The sequence below is a fragment of the Pseudomonas baetica genome, from assembly GCF_019733355.1.
Classification (GTDB): Bacteria; Pseudomonadota; Gammaproteobacteria; order Pseudomonadales; family Pseudomonadaceae; genus Aquipseudomonas; species Aquipseudomonas baetica_A.
The window spans coordinates 24,905-40,178 of the sequence record NZ_JAIHLQ010000038.1 but is presented as its reverse complement, the minus strand read 5'-3'; the positions used below and the strand labels follow the sequence as shown (position 1 = coordinate 40,178).

Sequence of the window (15,274 nt, the reverse complement as noted above, 5' to 3'; positions counted from 1 at the left end):
CAGCATTAAGCCCGCATCATGCGGGCTTTTTTGCACTTGCTGAAAACTTCCCCTACACATCTCGGATTTGGGAAATTATGACTTTCAAGCTTTGGTAGCGGCCGTGAGGGTTGCGTCTATTACGCAGCCCGGGCACTGGTTGGGAGAAGTGCGTGTATTTGGCTGTCCAACCAAAGATGCCTTCATCGTCTCAAATTCAGAAGGTGAGAGGTTTCGATAGCCATTGCGCCAAGGGTCGTTCGGAGAATCCAAAAATCTAATACTGCCCTCGTTGCCTGCTGCTCTGACTGACTGTTCAAGCCTTTCATCGATGCTCTGTTTTTCGATCATGGTTTGATTTCCTGGGTCAGAGTTTGACTAATCATAATTGAACCCCTAAGCATCGCTCAATGGATTCAGGAGAACCTTCGTTACAGACCAATTGTAACCGAAGGCTTAGGTGCCATCCTGTTGCGCTCATTAATCCTAAGCCCGCTGCGACAGGTTTGAATAGGCAGCTATAGTTGTATTTCTCTCAAACCAACCTGTTCTGAAACATGTTCCAGGTGCAGGCAAATCAGAAGTCAGGAATGGTGCACGATTGCCGAGCCTAATCTTCTCTCGATACCAAATTACACTCGGTTTCCTTGCCTCCAATCCGAGGACTCTGCGTCTTCATGGCAAGACCTCGCTGTCGAATCACGTTCAAACCTTATTCAAAATCGACATCTGGCCGATCCGCCATCGATCGATTACTGTCATTTGAACAGTCAGGATTGCTCCACGATTCACCAGCGACGATAGCAAGGATTGATGCACGATTCGAAAATTCCAAATCGGTGTGTTCCAGGCAGACTTGCATTTTGCCCGTTCGCGCCCTTTTCTGAATTGACTTCAATGTTAACTGTGTTCTCGGTACCGCTTAGCAAGGATTGCTTCACGATTCCTTGATGTCGAAAGGAATGAACTGTTCTCTGACATTCGTCTCTAATTTTGACCAAGTGAAAATATTTTGTTCTTTTCACCGCTATACAGTAGTAAGCATTGGTTCACGATAGTAGTCAGGATTGGTGCATTCACCCTTTGTATCTCTAGTTATCCACAGAAATTCGCTCTAAATAGCAGCTTTCCTTAGCGAGGATTGGCTCACGATCAAGCTAAGGCTAGTGAGGTTTAGTTCACGATCAGTTCTTATACAGTAAGGATTGGTCCATGATTCCGGCTTCCTTTTTGTCTCTTAATCAGGATTGATGCACGGTTGGAGTCAGGTTTGGTCCACGTTGATACGCTGCAAGGCCCGCGGTTATTGGGTTCCTGAGTTCCTTCCTTCTTTTGTCCTTTTCCTATTTATTCCTTTGATTTACCCGCTTCTGGCACGCGCCCTTACGTAGCTTAATACCCTCACATTCACTGCGAGGATTTCACTATGGAAGGACTAACCGCCTACGGTCGTTTTGCCGTCATTTGCTTTACGGTCGGGTCACTCGTTGGGAGCTTGGTCATCGGGTATCTGATGCTTACTCCTTCGCCACTACCAGTAGGCCCAACGGTTATCTCTTTCGCTGGCGCTGTATCACCAGCCTGCATCATCGCGTTAGTGATTGCTCGCTCGGTGCGTTCGATGTCATGGCTTCTGGCTCCAACCTTGTTGATTGGAGGGCTTGCAGTCCCTTTGGATTTTGCCTTCGCTTGCTTGCTCGGTTTCTTGAGCGAACGCGGTCTGCAGATGACGATAGCTGGTTTGCTCATGATTTCCATGGTCGCACTAGCAGTCGCTCTAGAGCGGACTTTGATACGAAGCTTGACTAACAAAGCACTCGGGATGCCGGTACAGCCTGGGCATGAAGAGATCTCTGGAGCCGCACGCTAATGAACGCAAAAGCAAGTCCAATTGGCGGCACCCAATCACTGCTCGTACGATCCCAGAAATGGCTCATGTCCAACCCTGAGTTGCTCGATGTGAAGCAAGCCTTATCAGCGATAGTTGCCAAGGTTTCCAAAGGTGCTATCGCCAACGACGATGATTCTCGGGATACCTACGACGCTCTGACTGAGCATTTTGTCGACGGCGGTGGCGACTTATCAGACCTCCCCTCCTACCCTGAAATTCCGATCAGTGACGGCTTGGAAACTAAGCTGGCAACTGTTGGTTCAGCAGGGCTTGATTATGGGAACTTGTACCCCGATCAGGTAACGGTCGCACCGCTGAGCCAGGAGGAAAAGCGAAGCAGGCTGCAAGAGCTCAGATCCACATTGGTTCGCCCAGGAGGTTTCAGATGAGCCCGTTGGAGCAAGCAAAAGAATGGCTCTCGAATGAAAAGCCAAACACTGAAGAAATTCAGCAATCTGTCGACAATCTATGCCACCAAGTGGCGAGGCCACCAAGCGGTTTATCTGTCGAACAGATCATGGCTGCTATTTCTCATCTGATGATGTCGATTGGAAAAGATCCAGCAGAATTGGTTCTCCCAGATCCCCCGCCCAAGGCTTGCCTTGACCTTAGCCCCCTGGGCGGCAACTCCGAGCATTTTGAACCAGAGCTGGACATCGTCGAGCGCCGTAGACGCTTCGAACAGTTGAAAGAGGACCTAAGGTCGCCGTTCTAAGATTCCGCTCGCTTCCGGCCCTTCAGCGACTCCACAGGAAGGCAAGGGGCCGATGACGCCTCGACAAAGAGATCAGCGTCGAAGAATTTTATGGCTTCCCTAAGCTCTGGCTCTTTCAGCAATTGAGCCAAGGCAGGATTGGTGCTCGATATCTGTTCCCATGCCTCACGCTTGTATTTCTCAGCTAGGCCGCTGAGCTTCACATACCTCTCACCCTTTGGCACAACTGGCATTGAATAGGTATTCATCCAGGTTGTAGCGGACTCATCTGCCATGGTTCACCAGTGGTTTTATAGATCAAACCACTGTGCCGGTATTCCCCCTCTCAGCAAGTCATAACGCCCTTCCCGAATTCTGATGAGGTGTTTTGGATTGTCATGTGTGCCGCGGCAGTTAGAATCTGCTCAATCATGGGCCAGAACTGACCATTGTCATGGCAAGAGCACTCATCCTCACTGACGTCGCGTCCGAGGCGTTTCACACTCAGCAGATCCTAAGCGACTTCTTCGATAGGGTTCGTGCGTGCAATACCGTTGCCGGAGCACTTGAGGAAATAGCTGAATCAAAGCCTGACCTGGTGATTGTCTTTGGGCTTGAGGGTTTCAGGTCCCAGCCATTCAAGGCTTTGGCTCAGGTAATAACCGACACCACCCCCGCAATGCTCATGTGTGTTGGTCCTCAGGTTGTCGGCAATGGAGAACCCGAACGGTCAATGATTGTTATCCCTCCGCTCAACCAGACCAATGTCGTAAAAGCAATACACGAACTCGGCCTGGCCGGCATCGTGAACCAATCCTCACTCAACAAATATTGCCTCCCGGCCAATTAGGGATGACCATGCTCAAGTCTTTGTTCAGCCTCACAGCTCTTTGCCTCGCCATCGCGGGCTGTGCTAGCAAGCCCGAGTTCCAGCAGAAAACGTACCAGTACGACTCCAAAGAGCACTCTGGGACCGTAGCTGTTACCGAAACCACCAATGTTCCTGATGAACAGTGCACAGAGCGCTGGCGGGATGAGCGGACTTACCAACCCAATGGTGTTCAACAGATCACCGGTTTTCGGATTGAAATTCAAATCCTTGACCACAGCCCTGACACCTACGGAAACCTGATCAAGGTTGAACTCCCATCAAACCACGGCCGTGATGTCCTGGTGCGCGACTTTCAGAAAGACAAGACTCTCATGGTCGGCGTCGACAAAAATGGCATGGTCAAACAGGGCGATTTGTTCTACTTCCCTGAAGGTTACTTTGTCCGTGCTGCACAGCCTCAGTTCAAAGACGAAAACTTGAGTTTCTGCCTAGGTGTCGATCGGACTTACGTCCCATCTGCAGAGTTGAATACACCTAACCCGCTGATCCACATGGACCGTTTGAACGTCCGATTCAACGGCAAACCTGGTGAAGAGAAGACCTTCAACTTCGGTTCGGTTCAACCGATCAGCGTTAATGTCCGGGCCGCACCACTGTGACTACGAAAACGGTTCTGGTTTTTGCCCCTAATGTCGGTGTGGCCTGTTCGATTGACGGACTGACTTCGATCGAGCTGGCGCAATACGCCATGGGGTACTACGAAAGTATGTTCGAGACATGCCGTGTCTCGTACCCGGATGGGAAGGATGCTTTCCTGATCGACGTTCTTTGCAACGGTTACACCGAATGCCATCAGGTTACAGCTTGGGCGGGTGTTCCTGAGGTCATTGAGTTCGATTTCGACAAATACCCTGCAACCCCAAAAGCGAAGCTTGATCACGCCACCTTTGGTGACGTACCAGCTCTCAAACTCATCATGAGCAAGTTTGCCAATATCCTGTGAGGACTTACCAATGCGTTGGATTGGTTTCATGTTGTGCCTGGTCCCTTTGGTAACCCACGCAGCAACCGCGGAACTGCAGGTCTCTGTGGTTGCAGGTGCTGAAGAGCCACAGGCTTACCACTACGCTCTGGATGGCAACAAATACGAGCTCGACATTCGTGAGAGCCATCGTTACCAGGCAGCATTCAAGGATGGTGCAACCAAGCGGGACGTTTGCCGGGAAGCCCAGTACAAAACTGGTCTGCTGCTCTCTTTGCGATCCTTGCCCAAAGCAGCTGATGGCTCGCAGCCTGTCGAGGTCATCGGTCAGGTCTCAACCCTTGATAGTCTGGTCGACGGCAAGCGTTTTTCCTGCGGTCAAAATCAAGAGGTGAACATGAGTAATAAAGCGTTCTCCGATACCGTCCAGGTTGAGCCCAACCGTACAAAGGTCGTTGTGATCGATGGTAAATACGTGGTGATGTTGAAGGTGCTTTAGCACTTTTGAATGTGCTTCGGCATGTATTACGAGGGTTAACGTTTTTAGATCGGTGTGTCCTTGGAGGTCCCCTTGTTAAGACTTTTGATACTCGTATGTGTGTGCGCTGCTATTGCTGTAGCCCTTACGTCCGGATTATGGGGAGGCAAAGGTTGGTTCGTTTGATATTTATGGCTCATTCGTACAACAGGATCCTACTCACCGCCCCCCGGAAAGTGATGTAGACCTTTTCGGCTTTTTAGAGGGTTTCAGAATGTGGCACTACTCGCGTGTTGACTATCTGGGCCCTCATGCCATTTGCATTTTCTGCAACCGGCTTCTGCGGAGCCGCAAAGGAATCGTTATTTCCAACGGGTCTGAAGAGGCCTTTGCCGGCCCTAATTGCGCGAAAACAATGCTAGGCCCTCCAGAAGAACGCCTTCTGGACGTTACTCGCCTTGCGCTGCTCGTAGTCTCCGACGATGACCCAACTTTGCCTCCCGCCCCCTCGACTCTTCCAAGCTTGAAATCAGTTCCGCAGCTTGGGTCTGTACCCAAGACTCAGGTTCAGGTCCGCTCTCCACTTCCACCTCTCGACAAGATCGTTCAGTACCTCAGGCTGAGGTGCGAATTCATGTCCGAATTTGCGCACCATCGCTCTCAAATATTGACTCAGGCTTTTGATGCCTATACCCGAACGGGGCAACTTGATGAAGCTGACCGCAAGAGAGTTGCAGGGACGATTCGGAATGCGGGTGAGCAGAATACGGTTTTCAGTGAGGCTAATGTGATGCGTTGCATTGGAGTCAATCACTGGCTTCGTGAGGCTCTGGAGAACACGCACGCCGATCGACGCGAATTTCTGACTGCGATGCTCAATAAACTCCATAGTCAGTGGCATCTCACTGAAGCTCAACTCTCAGCGGTTAACCGCTGGGGTGAGTGGCTACGTAAGAAGGTCCATTCATTCCCCCATCTCGACACCCAGGTATTCAATGGTGTTGTGGTACCCGAATTTATGAAATCAAAAGGGCAAAGGAAAATAAAACCCTAACCCGGCTCCGTACTTAAACTTTGAACTGGATTTAAAGATAAATACGGACGCTGAGGGTTCTGGCACGCAGTTATGGGGTCAACAATTTGCCCATCCCAACATAACGAGATCCTCCCGTGACGAACCTTTCTCTTGCGACCACCAATGTCCCCCACACCCAAATTGATCCAGCGCTCTCTGGTCAGCGAGTGGCCTGTAATCTAATCCGACGCAATCCAAAGAATGACCCCCGTAAGGGTCGCAATAAGGCCCGCTATGCACAGATGAAAGAAAGCATCCGGGCTGAAGGTGTCATTCAACCCATCTTGTTGCGCCCTGTCCTCAATGCTGACTATCCATACGAAGTCGTCTATGGGAACACCCGTTTCGATATCAGCGTCGATCTGGACATATCGGATATCCCCGCGATTATTCGTGAAATGACCGATGTTGAGGCGCGCCGCGCAGCCACCATCGAGAACATCCAGCGCGCCGATCTGACTCCCATTGAGGAGTCGTATGCAGCCGTTACTGAGCTTGCTGATCAGAACAACGATCACGAAGAGGCATGCCGAACACTCGGTTGGTCGCGCTCCAAGCTCGACGCTCGCATCCTTCTGTCCAAATGCTGCGACGATGTTGCTGAAGCCCTTGTGCAAGGGGATATCAAGCTCGGCCATGCCGAACTGCTTGCACCAATGATTCACGATGACCAGCGACTAATCTGTGCCCGTATTGTTGAGCGCAAGATGACAGTTGCCGCGACCCGCGAGCGACTGATCCAACTTTCCGGGGTTATCGCTAATGCCCCCTTCGATACAACTGCCTGCCAAGGCTGCGAACATAACAGCTCGCAATTCGGTGATCTGTTCGGCACCTCGCTTGGTGAAGCTAAGTGCCAGAATCGCACCTGCTGGGAGGAGAAAACGTCCTCGCTCATTAAGGTCAAGCTCATTGAGGCCGAGCAAGAGTACGGAATCGTCCATACCGACCTGACCCTTCCTGACAATGGCTATGTGCTTTTGGAAGACAAAGGCCCGAATGGCGTCGGCATCAATCAATTCACTGCTTGCACAGCCTGCAAGAGCTACGGCGCTGTGGTGAGCACCAAGCCGGGGAACGAAGGGCACATCATCGGTGGTCACTGTTTCAATACGTCTTGCCATAACGAGCATAAAACTGCCTATAAAGCCTTGATCGCTAGCGCCACTGCTGAACCCGCAGCGAATCAAAGCGACAACGCACAATCGCTTAGCCCGACTGGAAAAGCTCCGGCTGCTACCGGCCCAAAGTCGGCAACTAAGCCCGGTGCTAACTCCCCTGCCAAGCCGCAGGAGGTCAAAAAGGCGATCAAGCGCGAGGCATTCACTCTGTTTTCGCAAATGGGCAGTCAGGCTATTCAAGCGAATCCATCCTACTCGTTGGCGATTGCCATCGTTTCGATGTACCTCGACATGCGTTCCGATCTGCCAAGCGAACTGCTTACCCGCTTGCAGAAGGCCCTTGGCTTACCGAATGGTCTGTTCGGGCATGACCGGGCATCTACCGAGGCTGCACTGGCACAGAAACCCGCAGAGGAGCTTCAGGGATATCTGAGCCAACTGGCCGCTTGTACTGTTTTCCGCCGCGACGGCAGCGACCAATTCCAGAAATCGATTCCTGGTGCTCAATCCATTGCATTCATCAAGGCAGCGGGTATGGATCCGGTCGATCATTTTCAGATGACCGAAAGCTACCTCAAGTCCCTGACTAAAGCCGGTGTGGTCGCTGACTGTAAAGCCAGCGGTTTTGAAGCGAAGTATGACGAAGTCAAAGGGGCGAAAGAGTTCGCAAAACTTGTGATGGGCAAGAGCGATGAAATTATCAAGGCCGTCCTAGCATTTGAGGAATTCAGCTGGAAAGGCTATCTGCCAGAGACGATGAAAATCTCTGCTTACGATGGTTCTGGCACAGTCTAACCACCCCCACACTGGCTCCAACTTAACGAGGAACACAAACGATGAACACTTTTCTCCAGTCAGTAGGTGCGGTACTCACCACCGGCCTGAAATCAACCGTCGAGCTGCATGGCTTAGGTGATGGAAAGATAAAGCTGTTGTACACCCCGGACATTGGCCCAACCCCTGAAAAATCCTCCGAGGCAGTCGTTCAGCTTCGTTCCGCAATTGCAAAGCCAATGGTAGTGAGTGGCACGCCAGAGGAAATCGAGGAAGCGTTCGCAGAGTTGATCGCATCCAAGGCGGCTGTAGTGCGTCGTGGTTTGAGCGCTCTGGATGAAATCGAGCGCCTTGCCACTAAGGCGGTTGATGAAGCCAAGTCGAAGCCTGCGGCAAAAGCTGCCTCCACTGCACCTGCTGTGGGCGAAAGCGAAGACCGTGACGATGAAGCCGACAGCGATGCAGACAGCGAAGCCTCAGGCCATCGCGCCCCCGTGGCAACTGAAGTTACTGGCAACAGTGCAACGAACTTTTAAGGGGGATTTATGGCCGTTTCAATTCTCACTCTGAGCCGTTTGTTTCGCTTTGCCGGTCGCGATCTTCCTGATCCTGATCCGAGCATGGAGCCGATGGATGTGCTCAAGCACTATGCCCGTCAATTTCCTCGCCTGAATGGCGGCAAGTTGATCGACCCTATCAACGAAGGAGATTCTCAAGTTTATGAGTTCCGTCAAGGCAACTTCGGCGACCGCGGCTAGCCCGATAGAACAACTCAGGGCATGGGCGGGCGGTGCAGCCGCCCCCACTCCCGAACCCACCATCAACGATTGCTGCCTTGAGCGCAGCCAGCAGGTCAGACTGTGGAATCTCATGCACAAACCAAGCAAACCTGGAGTCCTCTCCAGTTCCCTAGCGCCCCGCTAACCGCGCTGACCATCCCGCATGTTAGTGCAGCAGTGCAACACAGTGTTGCTGCCTTGTTCATGCGCGAGCACGGCTATTTGGTAGATCATAAAGGTCACAGCGCTTTCTGCTTGGAGGCCCTTCAGGGAGGATTGCTTCACGAATCTGACCTAAGCCCTCTCAACTGCTACCCGAATGGGTACGGCCTGCATCTGGTGACTGGCAAGGTTGTGCGTAGCATTGAGTCGCGGGTCGAGTTCACACGCGAGGCTGCGGTTCCTGATGCCGAGCGAATTGCTTACGGTCTGGCCCGTAAGGACATCGACATCACATACGCTTCCGGGATTGCGCTGTCGGTAGCTGAGGCAGGATTGCTGCACGATTCTGTTCTCGCCCCCATCCTCACTCAGGGGGCCGATTGCGGCTATGACCTTGTCAACGCAACTAAGACAGCCCTTGACGCCTTGTGGCCTCAAGCTCAGCGCGAATGCCGAAATGTCGAAGGCGGCACGGTCTACACCGATCAGCCTTTTTACAGCCACATCCACGGTAACGACTTCTATCTAGAAGCCTGCGAGCGCAACTGCTTCTACCTCGATTGGCCAGAGTTGACCCAAGAGAATCTTGAGATGCATATCCTGCTGACCAAGACGCTCGACGCGATGAATACCTACTTGATCCCGTTTCACACGCCATTCACAGCTTTCAGTTGCTGGGGCCAGTACACGGGCGGGGTTTCTGAGAGCTACGAAGCAATCAAGGATGACGTTACGGGCAAGAGCCATGCTGAAATTGTAGAGGTTTTGAAGGCGCACGATGACCTCGACGAGCTTGGCTGGCTGGGGATGGAGATGGATGCCGACGAAATGGATGATGCATCTGTTGAGCGCGCCGCTTCACTGCTGTGGCAGATGGATGACGTCGAGCGCAATTTCAAATATCAGCTTACCTATGGCCAAGATGTTACCAACGAAAACCGTAAAGCCGAATTGGGTGAATTGCTTTCCCAGGCTCGGGAAATTAGCCGCCGGAACTCAAGGGAATCTGGTCTTGCGCAAGTTCTGTCTGACGCGCTCAGCTCTTGCATTAGCCGGGTTGACGGACACCAACCCGTTGACGCCCTAATTGCTCAGGCTTACGGCGACAGCGAGGAGCTTGGGGGATACGAGAACAGCCCAAACCGATTCTTCGATTGCATTTGGGTGCTCGCAGATGAACGCCATAAGGCGCTTCACGTTGAAGCTGTTGAGGGCTTCAACGCCGATCTAGAGGAGTGCGCCGATGTGACGGTGAAGCTCCCGCTAAACACCGGGGTGCTGGTGGCACAGGTCACAGTCCCGATAATGGAGAGAACTAGCCAATGCCTTGAACTGCTAAGGCGCATCCAGCTCTCTCTTGAGGTTCCTGCAAATGCTCAACAATGATGTCACGGCCCGCGCCCTCATTGCGTTTCACCACACCAAGACCAATCGTCTCGATTTCACTTCCCATGAGGTCATTAACTCACCAGTAGAAGGTGGGTTCACTCTCGGAGCTGGTCGGGCGTTCTCAGAAGAAGACAAGGAAACGCTGGTTGATCTTCTTTTGAATATTGACGCTGGCATCGAATTTATCGACACCCGGATTCTGATCAAGTCGCGTAGCTTGCTGGCTTGGTACAACCCGCCTCAGGTCATTGACGTTCTGTTCAGGGACTCTGTTCACAAAGCTCCGATCCCGGGCCTGATATTTATCGCTTCCCAAGGAAAGCTCCGCTGCTTCGCCTTCAAGGGTAAAGGGCGACCTACCCCTGACACTAAACTGTTCTTGGCCCCAATGGGCAATATGTATAGCTCGGGGTCCTTCTGCTCGGGCAACTGCGATGTTCCAAAGGACAACACCATCGCGAGCATCCCCGGCTGGGAGCGATTCGTGCTGCAATGCGTGAATACGCACATGGGTATCAAGGTGCTCAAGACTCCGACGAATTACGAGGAGGTTATTGCCTTCTATAAAATGCTGAGCGACACCAGCGCCAAAAACTTTCCGGCAGCTCAACTGCTTCCGATGCTTGCCAAGGGGGTTCAACTCACTCTGAAGGATGCAGTGGTTACAGGGGGTGAAGAATGACTGCTACCGTTCAGGCCTTGCCAGTGGCGACACGTTACAAGACCCCCAACGAATGGACTTCTAGAGCAATTCGTATCGTCGTACTTGGAGCTGGGGGCAACGGAAGCGAGGTCGTAGACTGCCTGTCGTCGTTGCACTGCGCCCTGCGCAGCCTTGGTCATTCACATGGGCTGCATGTCACCGTCATCGATGATGCAATCGTGCGCGAATCCAACCTAGTCCGGCAGCGGTTTTGGCCTTGTGATTTGGGCGCATACAAGAGTGTGGCCCTAGCCAACCGTTACAACCTGAACCTTGGACTTGATTGGGTGGGCCTACCGTACCGGTTTCCTTGTGAGGAAACTCGATTTGCGATCGCCAAGGCCGACCTGCTGATTTCATGTGTTGATGTGAACTCGGCCCGGTTAGCAATCGGGAATAGTGAGGGTGACTTCAAGCACAACGCAATGTGGCTCGACATGGGCAACGGACATCGTCACGGTCAGGTTGTTTTTGGTGGGCTGCGGGCCAAAGACCGTAAGAAGTTTCCATGTGTACTGGATCACTACCCCGAAATTGCTGACATGGCTGACAACCATACGAAGTCGTGCTCTGCTGCTGAATCGATTGCAGCCCAAGACTGTCTAGTTAATCGAACGGTTGCCACGGCGGCGATGAACGTCGTGTGGGAGTTGATACGTACTGGCTCTACAAATCGAAATTGGATCACCGTCAGTTTGGAAACGGGCGAGCAGCAAACCTACCCTTTCCCGCCTCAGAACAGCGATAGCTGATTCGCCTCGAAATAAATCCGCTCCATACACTGGGGCGGCAGACCGGAATGCCCTGACGCCTTAGCCCGGGCAATCATTCCTTCCCTGAGATTTGCTGCGAATGCTGCGGCACACGATGTACAAATCGTGAAATCCTGAAGCACGGGCAGATCATCAACTTCCACAGTGTAGATGACCTCACTCCCAGCTACAGACAGATCACAAAGAGTTAGCCTTGCAATCAAAGCTGGTTCAGGTCGGGCCATAGCAAGGTGAACGTGCTTGTGCATCACCAGCATCACCAAGGTGTCCCCTTGGCGAATAGCTTGTTGCAAGGTAGTCGTTGGGCCCACGGATCGATCACGTTTGGAGGTGTGATACGAGTATAACGCTGGCGCTGAATGAGTCATCTGAAAGCAAACCTTCTGAATCCTGGCTCAGTTAGCTAAATATCCCAATATAGGGCAGTTGCCTTCCACTATTAGGCTATAGGGGAGACAAAATGCCGTTAGCAATCCATTTCTACGATGCAATCACAGCGGGTAAATCACCCGCTGAAGGTCAAATCGTGCGCTATGACTCGCTCATGTGCGAGGAGTCTCTAATGCCTCAGGTTATGGAGATGATGGTCGGTTTGCGCAGTGATGTGCATGTTGATCTGGAGGCTGCTGCTAACTCTGAACTCGGTTCAATGGATCTGCTGAGCGGCCATTCGGAATTGGAGTGTGCGAGAACAGTCCATCGTCATTTCACGCGACCAAACTGTTTGCATATCGGCTTAGGTAATACTACGCGGGTTGATCCGTTTCTAAGGTCAACTTTTTACCGCAATCTTCTGCCTTTCCCCTGCATTGGGCTACCGGGACACAGCTACTACCTGGATCTAGAAACCATGCTCCGGGCCATTAATATCTTAAGGCCGGATGAGTACCCTTGGGCGGACAGCCCTGACCCAACCAACACCCAATCCTTCCATCATTTCCTCATGTGGGATGCGAATGTAAGCGGCGAGAATCGCGCGGTGAGGTTGAGAGATCTACTGGCGGACACGCACGCCAGCTGTCCCAAGCTTGTTGGCCATGCTCTCAAGCACTCATCTCTACAGAGCATCAAATCTGCCTTGGGCTTAGAGCAGGGTGAGGTCTGCGATCTCGAAAGCGCCACACCCATGTACCTGGTCCACCAAAGTCTGCAGGCACCGAAAGGCTTCATCCTTGGACTGCCAGTTGGTGTCGATATCACATACCCCGATATTTTGTATGTGGCGGATCTTGAGTCCGATCTTAGCCAACTATGCAATCCAGCAATCACTTCATACCAAAGCTTTGTCCGAAACCCTTCATCAAATCCAAATGGGCCGCTTGTGCGGATTTCCCTCAGCCGCTTTCCTTTCTGCGCACCGCTTTCGGCCATACGACCGGCCGATGCAGCTCGGCTTTCCATCGATATCGGACTGGTGAAGCGAAGGATCGCCCAGCTCAGGTCTGCGACGCTCTTACCGTCCAGGTTAAAGGAAACACCTGTACTCCAGTTGTCGTCTCAACCTTCTGACGTGTACCACCGCATGTGGGCAGGAGATTTTTCACCTAAAGACCAGGTACTGATGCAAGAGCTCCATCAAGCGCCTATGGGGGAATGGCTAAATCTAGCTGTTGGCGCGAGCGACGGTAGGTTCCATGAATTAGTAGTCCGTCTGCTGGGCAGGATAGCCCCGGAAATATTAACAAGCGGCCAAAGAAGCGAGGTTGATGCATTCACTCAATTGCGGTTCGCCAAAAATTCGCCCCCCCCACTTTGGGTAGCAGAGCTCTTGAAACAGGCACAAGATGGCAATGAAGCATCATCAGCGGCAGTCGGCCTTATGCAGCTGCACAAACGCATTACCCGCAATATCGGATAAGTCATGGAATCATCGACCTCACCCAGCTACGACCCATATGCTTTTTTACCCTTTGTTGCCTATCGCTCTCTTGATAGGCCCGAGGGAGAGTTTTGCTACTCATTGATGCACTTCGTCGAATCTGAGAAATTCCGGGGTGTCGATGAGTCCTATCGTCAGTTCCTGCTGAAGCAAGATGATCGTGATGACTTCCTGCTGGAGACAGGTGCCATTGACCAGGGTGGTGTACGGCAGGATTGGGTTCAGGTTCGGTTTGCTCTGATAAGAGCAGGAATGTGGATGCAGTTGGTTCAGCACCAAGACCACCTGCGTGAGTCATTGCTTCAGGCAGGATGCGAAACAGGTGTTCCATTGATTGACCAGGTTGCCGCGGACATCTACGAGCGGTTGATGAAAGCTCATGAGCCAGGAAATGAGTTGCGGCGGGTTGTACTGGCGGGCGACGTAGGCGTGATCGATGCAGAGATATTCAAAACCTTTGACCATCTGTTTCAGAACCGAATGCCCGATGAAATCTACGTTTCAGATGAACCGGGGGTAGCTGAAATGGTGCACAAATATGCACTTGCCAGGTACATCCCCCTTCGAGTGTTCACTTCAGCAGATCAAGACTGTGCTGATCAGATGCTCGCTAAGGGAACCCATGTCTTCACAATCAGTGTAGAGGCTGAGTCGGATTCTTCCCTGGCAAACCGTTTGCTACAACTCGCTGCGGAGCAGGGGAAGGTCTTTCATCGCTTCCCTTGGGTCAGTTAAGTCGTGAAGGCCCAAGCGCTGATCATTGCAATGCTTTCGCTATGTGGCTGCGCTGCAGACCCTGCCTGGGTTGTAGCGCCTCCAAAAGCCATCTGTTTTGAGCACGCGGACAAAAAGTGCATCGGTGACATGATCGCTAAAAGCGTTGAGACCGAACATCCTGGTTCAGTTCGGGACTCAGCCATCCGCAGCACTACGGCATTAACTCTAGGCGCTGGTATTCCAACCCCCCAGCTTTTGATAGACCTGAAGACGCAGTCTGAAACCTTCATGTGCCTGAGGCCCGATAGCGACTTTGTTAGTGCTGGGCAAGCGATCAACGCGGCTAGAGAGAAGCGCTTTGATTCAGCACTCGATGAGGCACTGAGTGTGAAGGATCCGGAAGCGCAGGTATTAGCCCTTCGCCACATTGCTGCGCTGGCATCTCGATCAAGCGATGTTAAGGCGATTGGACGGTCCCTCAACACCTTAAACTCGGTAGACCAGCCAGCGTATATGGACGCGCTTCAGCAACGCTTACTCACTCTTCTGGCAACAGGCGACATCGAGCGGGCAAATACCCTGAGAGACGTGTTGCTAGATTTTTACGCGAAGCGACCGGGCAGCACGATGGAGCTCGCTCAGATAGCGATTAGCTACGCGACTACCGGACATATCGAAGACGCAAACGTATTCCTGAAACGGGCGGCAGGCCTAGTCAAAGAACTGAACAGCAAAGACATTGGTGTGCTGTTCCGGCTGGTTATCAAAGCAGCCCAAGGTGTCTACCCTCCTCCACAGGACTTTTACGAGTTTTCTAGTGACGCCATGAGGCTTCAAGCTTACGTTCAGCTGGCGATCCTTTTTGACCGTTCAGGGCAAACTGGGTACGCCCACCGGGTAGCCAGTGACATGGCAAGGTTTGCACAGAAGTCATCATTTAGAGTCGACGGACGTGATGCTACCAACGCATTCAGCAAGGTTCTGATCGAAGCAATGTAATGTTATCCACAATTTCCAGGGACAAATGTGTGCATAACCCTCCGCAA

The 15,274-nt window shown here is 52.2% G+C and carries 19 protein-coding genes; 17 read left to right on the top strand and 2 right to left on the bottom strand.

Annotated elements, in window-relative coordinates:
* Positions 1-84 precede the first annotated feature (84 nt).
* A complete protein-coding gene (locus K5E40_RS26905) occupies positions 85-330 on the bottom strand; it encodes a hypothetical protein (protein ID WP_153045965.1) in 246 nt (81 codons plus the stop codon).
* Between the two features lie 1,075 nt (positions 331-1,405).
* On the opposite strand from K5E40_RS26905, the gene K5E40_RS26900 reads away from it, so the two are divergent.
* The 14 genes from K5E40_RS26900 to K5E40_RS26835 all read left to right on the top strand — a co-directional run bounded on the left by K5E40_RS26900 (position 1,406) and on the right by K5E40_RS26835 (position 11,611).
* Positions 1,406-1,849, top strand: coding sequence for a hypothetical protein (locus K5E40_RS26900; RefSeq protein ID WP_078465895.1), 444 nt, complete (start codon positions 1,406-1,408; stop codon positions 1,847-1,849).
* On the top strand, positions 1,849-2,259 hold the full coding sequence (locus K5E40_RS26895; protein ID WP_078465894.1) for a hypothetical protein: 411 nt from the start codon (positions 1,849-1,851) through the stop codon (positions 2,257-2,259). The genes K5E40_RS26900 and K5E40_RS26895 overlap by 1 nt, the downstream gene beginning before the upstream one ends.
* On the top strand, positions 2,256-2,585 hold the full coding sequence (locus tag K5E40_RS26890) for a hypothetical protein (protein WP_078465893.1): 330 nt from the start codon (positions 2,256-2,258) through the stop codon (positions 2,583-2,585). Before K5E40_RS26895 ends, K5E40_RS26890 begins: the two co-directional genes overlap by 4 nt.
* 433 nt (positions 2,586-3,018) lie before the next feature.
* On the top strand, positions 3,019-3,414 hold the full coding sequence (locus K5E40_RS26885; RefSeq protein WP_078465891.1) for a hypothetical protein: 396 nt from the start codon (positions 3,019-3,021) through the stop codon (positions 3,412-3,414).
* Between the two features lie 8 nt (positions 3,415-3,422).
* Complete coding sequence (locus K5E40_RS26880; protein WP_177345121.1) at positions 3,423-4,055, top strand: hypothetical protein; 633 nt, start codon at positions 3,423-3,425, stop codon at positions 4,053-4,055.
* A complete protein-coding gene (locus K5E40_RS26875; RefSeq protein ID WP_011923250.1) occupies positions 4,052-4,399 on the top strand; it encodes a hypothetical protein in 348 nt (115 codons plus the stop codon). The genes K5E40_RS26880 and K5E40_RS26875 overlap by 4 nt, the downstream gene beginning before the upstream one ends.
* 10 nt (positions 4,400-4,409) lie before the next feature.
* Positions 4,410-4,877 carry a hypothetical protein gene (locus K5E40_RS26870; RefSeq protein WP_078465888.1) on the top strand — a complete coding sequence of 156 codons (468 nt, stop codon included), beginning with the start codon at positions 4,410-4,412 and terminating at the stop codon, positions 4,875-4,877.
* A gap of 613 nt (positions 4,878-5,490) precedes the next feature.
* Entirely contained in the window at positions 5,491-5,910 is a 420-nt protein-coding gene (locus K5E40_RS26865) for a hypothetical protein (RefSeq protein ID WP_153045964.1), read from the top strand.
* 116 nt (positions 5,911-6,026) lie between these two features.
* On the top strand, positions 6,027-7,847 hold the full coding sequence (locus tag K5E40_RS26860) for a PRTRC system ParB family protein (RefSeq protein WP_238597269.1): 1,821 nt from the start codon (positions 6,027-6,029) through the stop codon (positions 7,845-7,847).
* 41 nt (positions 7,848-7,888) lie between these two features.
* A complete protein-coding gene (locus K5E40_RS26855) occupies positions 7,889-8,362 on the top strand; it encodes a PRTRC system protein E (RefSeq protein ID WP_078465886.1) in 474 nt (157 codons plus the stop codon).
* 9 nt (positions 8,363-8,371) lie between these two features.
* Entirely contained in the window at positions 8,372-8,584 is a 213-nt protein-coding gene (locus K5E40_RS26850) for a PRTRC system protein C (protein WP_078465885.1), read from the top strand.
* A 102-nt stretch (positions 8,585-8,686) separates the two neighbouring features.
* Positions 8,687-10,153 carry a hypothetical protein gene (locus K5E40_RS26845; RefSeq protein WP_078465884.1) on the top strand — a complete coding sequence of 489 codons (1,467 nt, stop codon included), beginning with the start codon at positions 8,687-8,689 and terminating at the stop codon, positions 10,151-10,153.
* Positions 10,140-10,838 carry a PRTRC system protein B gene (locus K5E40_RS26840; protein WP_078465883.1) on the top strand — a complete coding sequence of 233 codons (699 nt, stop codon included), beginning with the start codon at positions 10,140-10,142 and terminating at the stop codon, positions 10,836-10,838. Before K5E40_RS26845 ends, K5E40_RS26840 begins: the two co-directional genes overlap by 14 nt.
* The gene (locus tag K5E40_RS26835; RefSeq protein ID WP_078465882.1) at positions 10,835-11,611 is read left to right on the top strand and encodes a PRTRC system ThiF family protein; all 777 of its coding nucleotides are present in this window, start codon (positions 10,835-10,837) and stop codon (positions 11,609-11,611) included. The genes K5E40_RS26840 and K5E40_RS26835 overlap by 4 nt, the downstream gene beginning before the upstream one ends.
* On the opposite strand, the gene K5E40_RS26830 is transcribed toward K5E40_RS26835, so the two are convergent.
* Complete coding sequence (locus K5E40_RS26830; protein WP_153045963.1) at positions 11,593-11,925, bottom strand: hypothetical protein; 333 nt, start codon at positions 11,923-11,925, stop codon at positions 11,593-11,595. The genes K5E40_RS26835 and K5E40_RS26830 overlap by 19 nt on opposite strands.
* Positions 11,926-12,092: 167 nt before the next feature.
* On the opposite strand from K5E40_RS26830, the gene K5E40_RS26825 reads away from it, so the two are divergent.
* Genes K5E40_RS26825 through K5E40_RS26815 form a run of 3 tightly spaced genes read left to right on the top strand, consistent with a single transcriptional unit; the run spans position 12,093 to position 15,227 of the window.
* Positions 12,093-13,490, top strand: a complete 1,398-nt coding sequence (locus K5E40_RS26825; RefSeq protein ID WP_078465881.1) for a hypothetical protein — start codon at positions 12,093-12,095, stop codon at positions 13,488-13,490.
* A gap of 3 nt (positions 13,491-13,493) precedes the next feature.
* A complete protein-coding gene (locus K5E40_RS26820) occupies positions 13,494-14,246 on the top strand; it encodes a hypothetical protein (protein WP_153045962.1) in 753 nt (250 codons plus the stop codon).
* Positions 14,247-14,249: 3 nt separating this feature from the next.
* On the top strand, positions 14,250-15,227 hold the full coding sequence (locus K5E40_RS26815) for a hypothetical protein (RefSeq protein WP_153045961.1): 978 nt from the start codon (positions 14,250-14,252) through the stop codon (positions 15,225-15,227).
* Positions 15,228-15,274 lie beyond the last annotated feature (47 nt).

Coding starts and splice junctions, on each gene's coding strand:
- K5E40_RS26905 (WP_153045965.1), bottom strand. CDS start 330: ATGATCGAAAAACAGAGCATCGATGAAAGGCTTGAACAGTCAGTCAGA.
- K5E40_RS26900 (WP_078465895.1), top strand. CDS start 1,406: ATGGAAGGACTAACCGCCTACGGTCGTTTTGCCGTCATTTGCTTTACG.
- K5E40_RS26895 (WP_078465894.1), top strand. CDS start 1,849: ATGAACGCAAAAGCAAGTCCAATTGGCGGCACCCAATCACTGCTCGTA.
- K5E40_RS26890 (WP_078465893.1), top strand. CDS start 2,256: ATGAGCCCGTTGGAGCAAGCAAAAGAATGGCTCTCGAATGAAAAGCCA.
- K5E40_RS26885 (WP_078465891.1), top strand. CDS start 3,019: ATGGCAAGAGCACTCATCCTCACTGACGTCGCGTCCGAGGCGTTTCAC.
- K5E40_RS26880 (WP_177345121.1), top strand. CDS start 3,423: ATGCTCAAGTCTTTGTTCAGCCTCACAGCTCTTTGCCTCGCCATCGCG.
- K5E40_RS26870 (WP_078465888.1), top strand. CDS start 4,410: ATGCGTTGGATTGGTTTCATGTTGTGCCTGGTCCCTTTGGTAACCCAC.
- K5E40_RS26865 (WP_153045964.1), top strand. CDS start 5,491: ATGTCCGAATTTGCGCACCATCGCTCTCAAATATTGACTCAGGCTTTT.
- K5E40_RS26855 (WP_078465886.1), top strand. CDS start 7,889: ATGAACACTTTTCTCCAGTCAGTAGGTGCGGTACTCACCACCGGCCTG.
- K5E40_RS26850 (WP_078465885.1), top strand. CDS start 8,372: ATGGCCGTTTCAATTCTCACTCTGAGCCGTTTGTTTCGCTTTGCCGGT.
- K5E40_RS26840 (WP_078465883.1), top strand. CDS start 10,140: ATGCTCAACAATGATGTCACGGCCCGCGCCCTCATTGCGTTTCACCAC.
- K5E40_RS26835 (WP_078465882.1), top strand. CDS start 10,835: ATGACTGCTACCGTTCAGGCCTTGCCAGTGGCGACACGTTACAAGACC.
- K5E40_RS26825 (WP_078465881.1), top strand. CDS start 12,093: ATGCCGTTAGCAATCCATTTCTACGATGCAATCACAGCGGGTAAATCA.
- K5E40_RS26820 (WP_153045962.1), top strand. CDS start 13,494: ATGGAATCATCGACCTCACCCAGCTACGACCCATATGCTTTTTTACCC.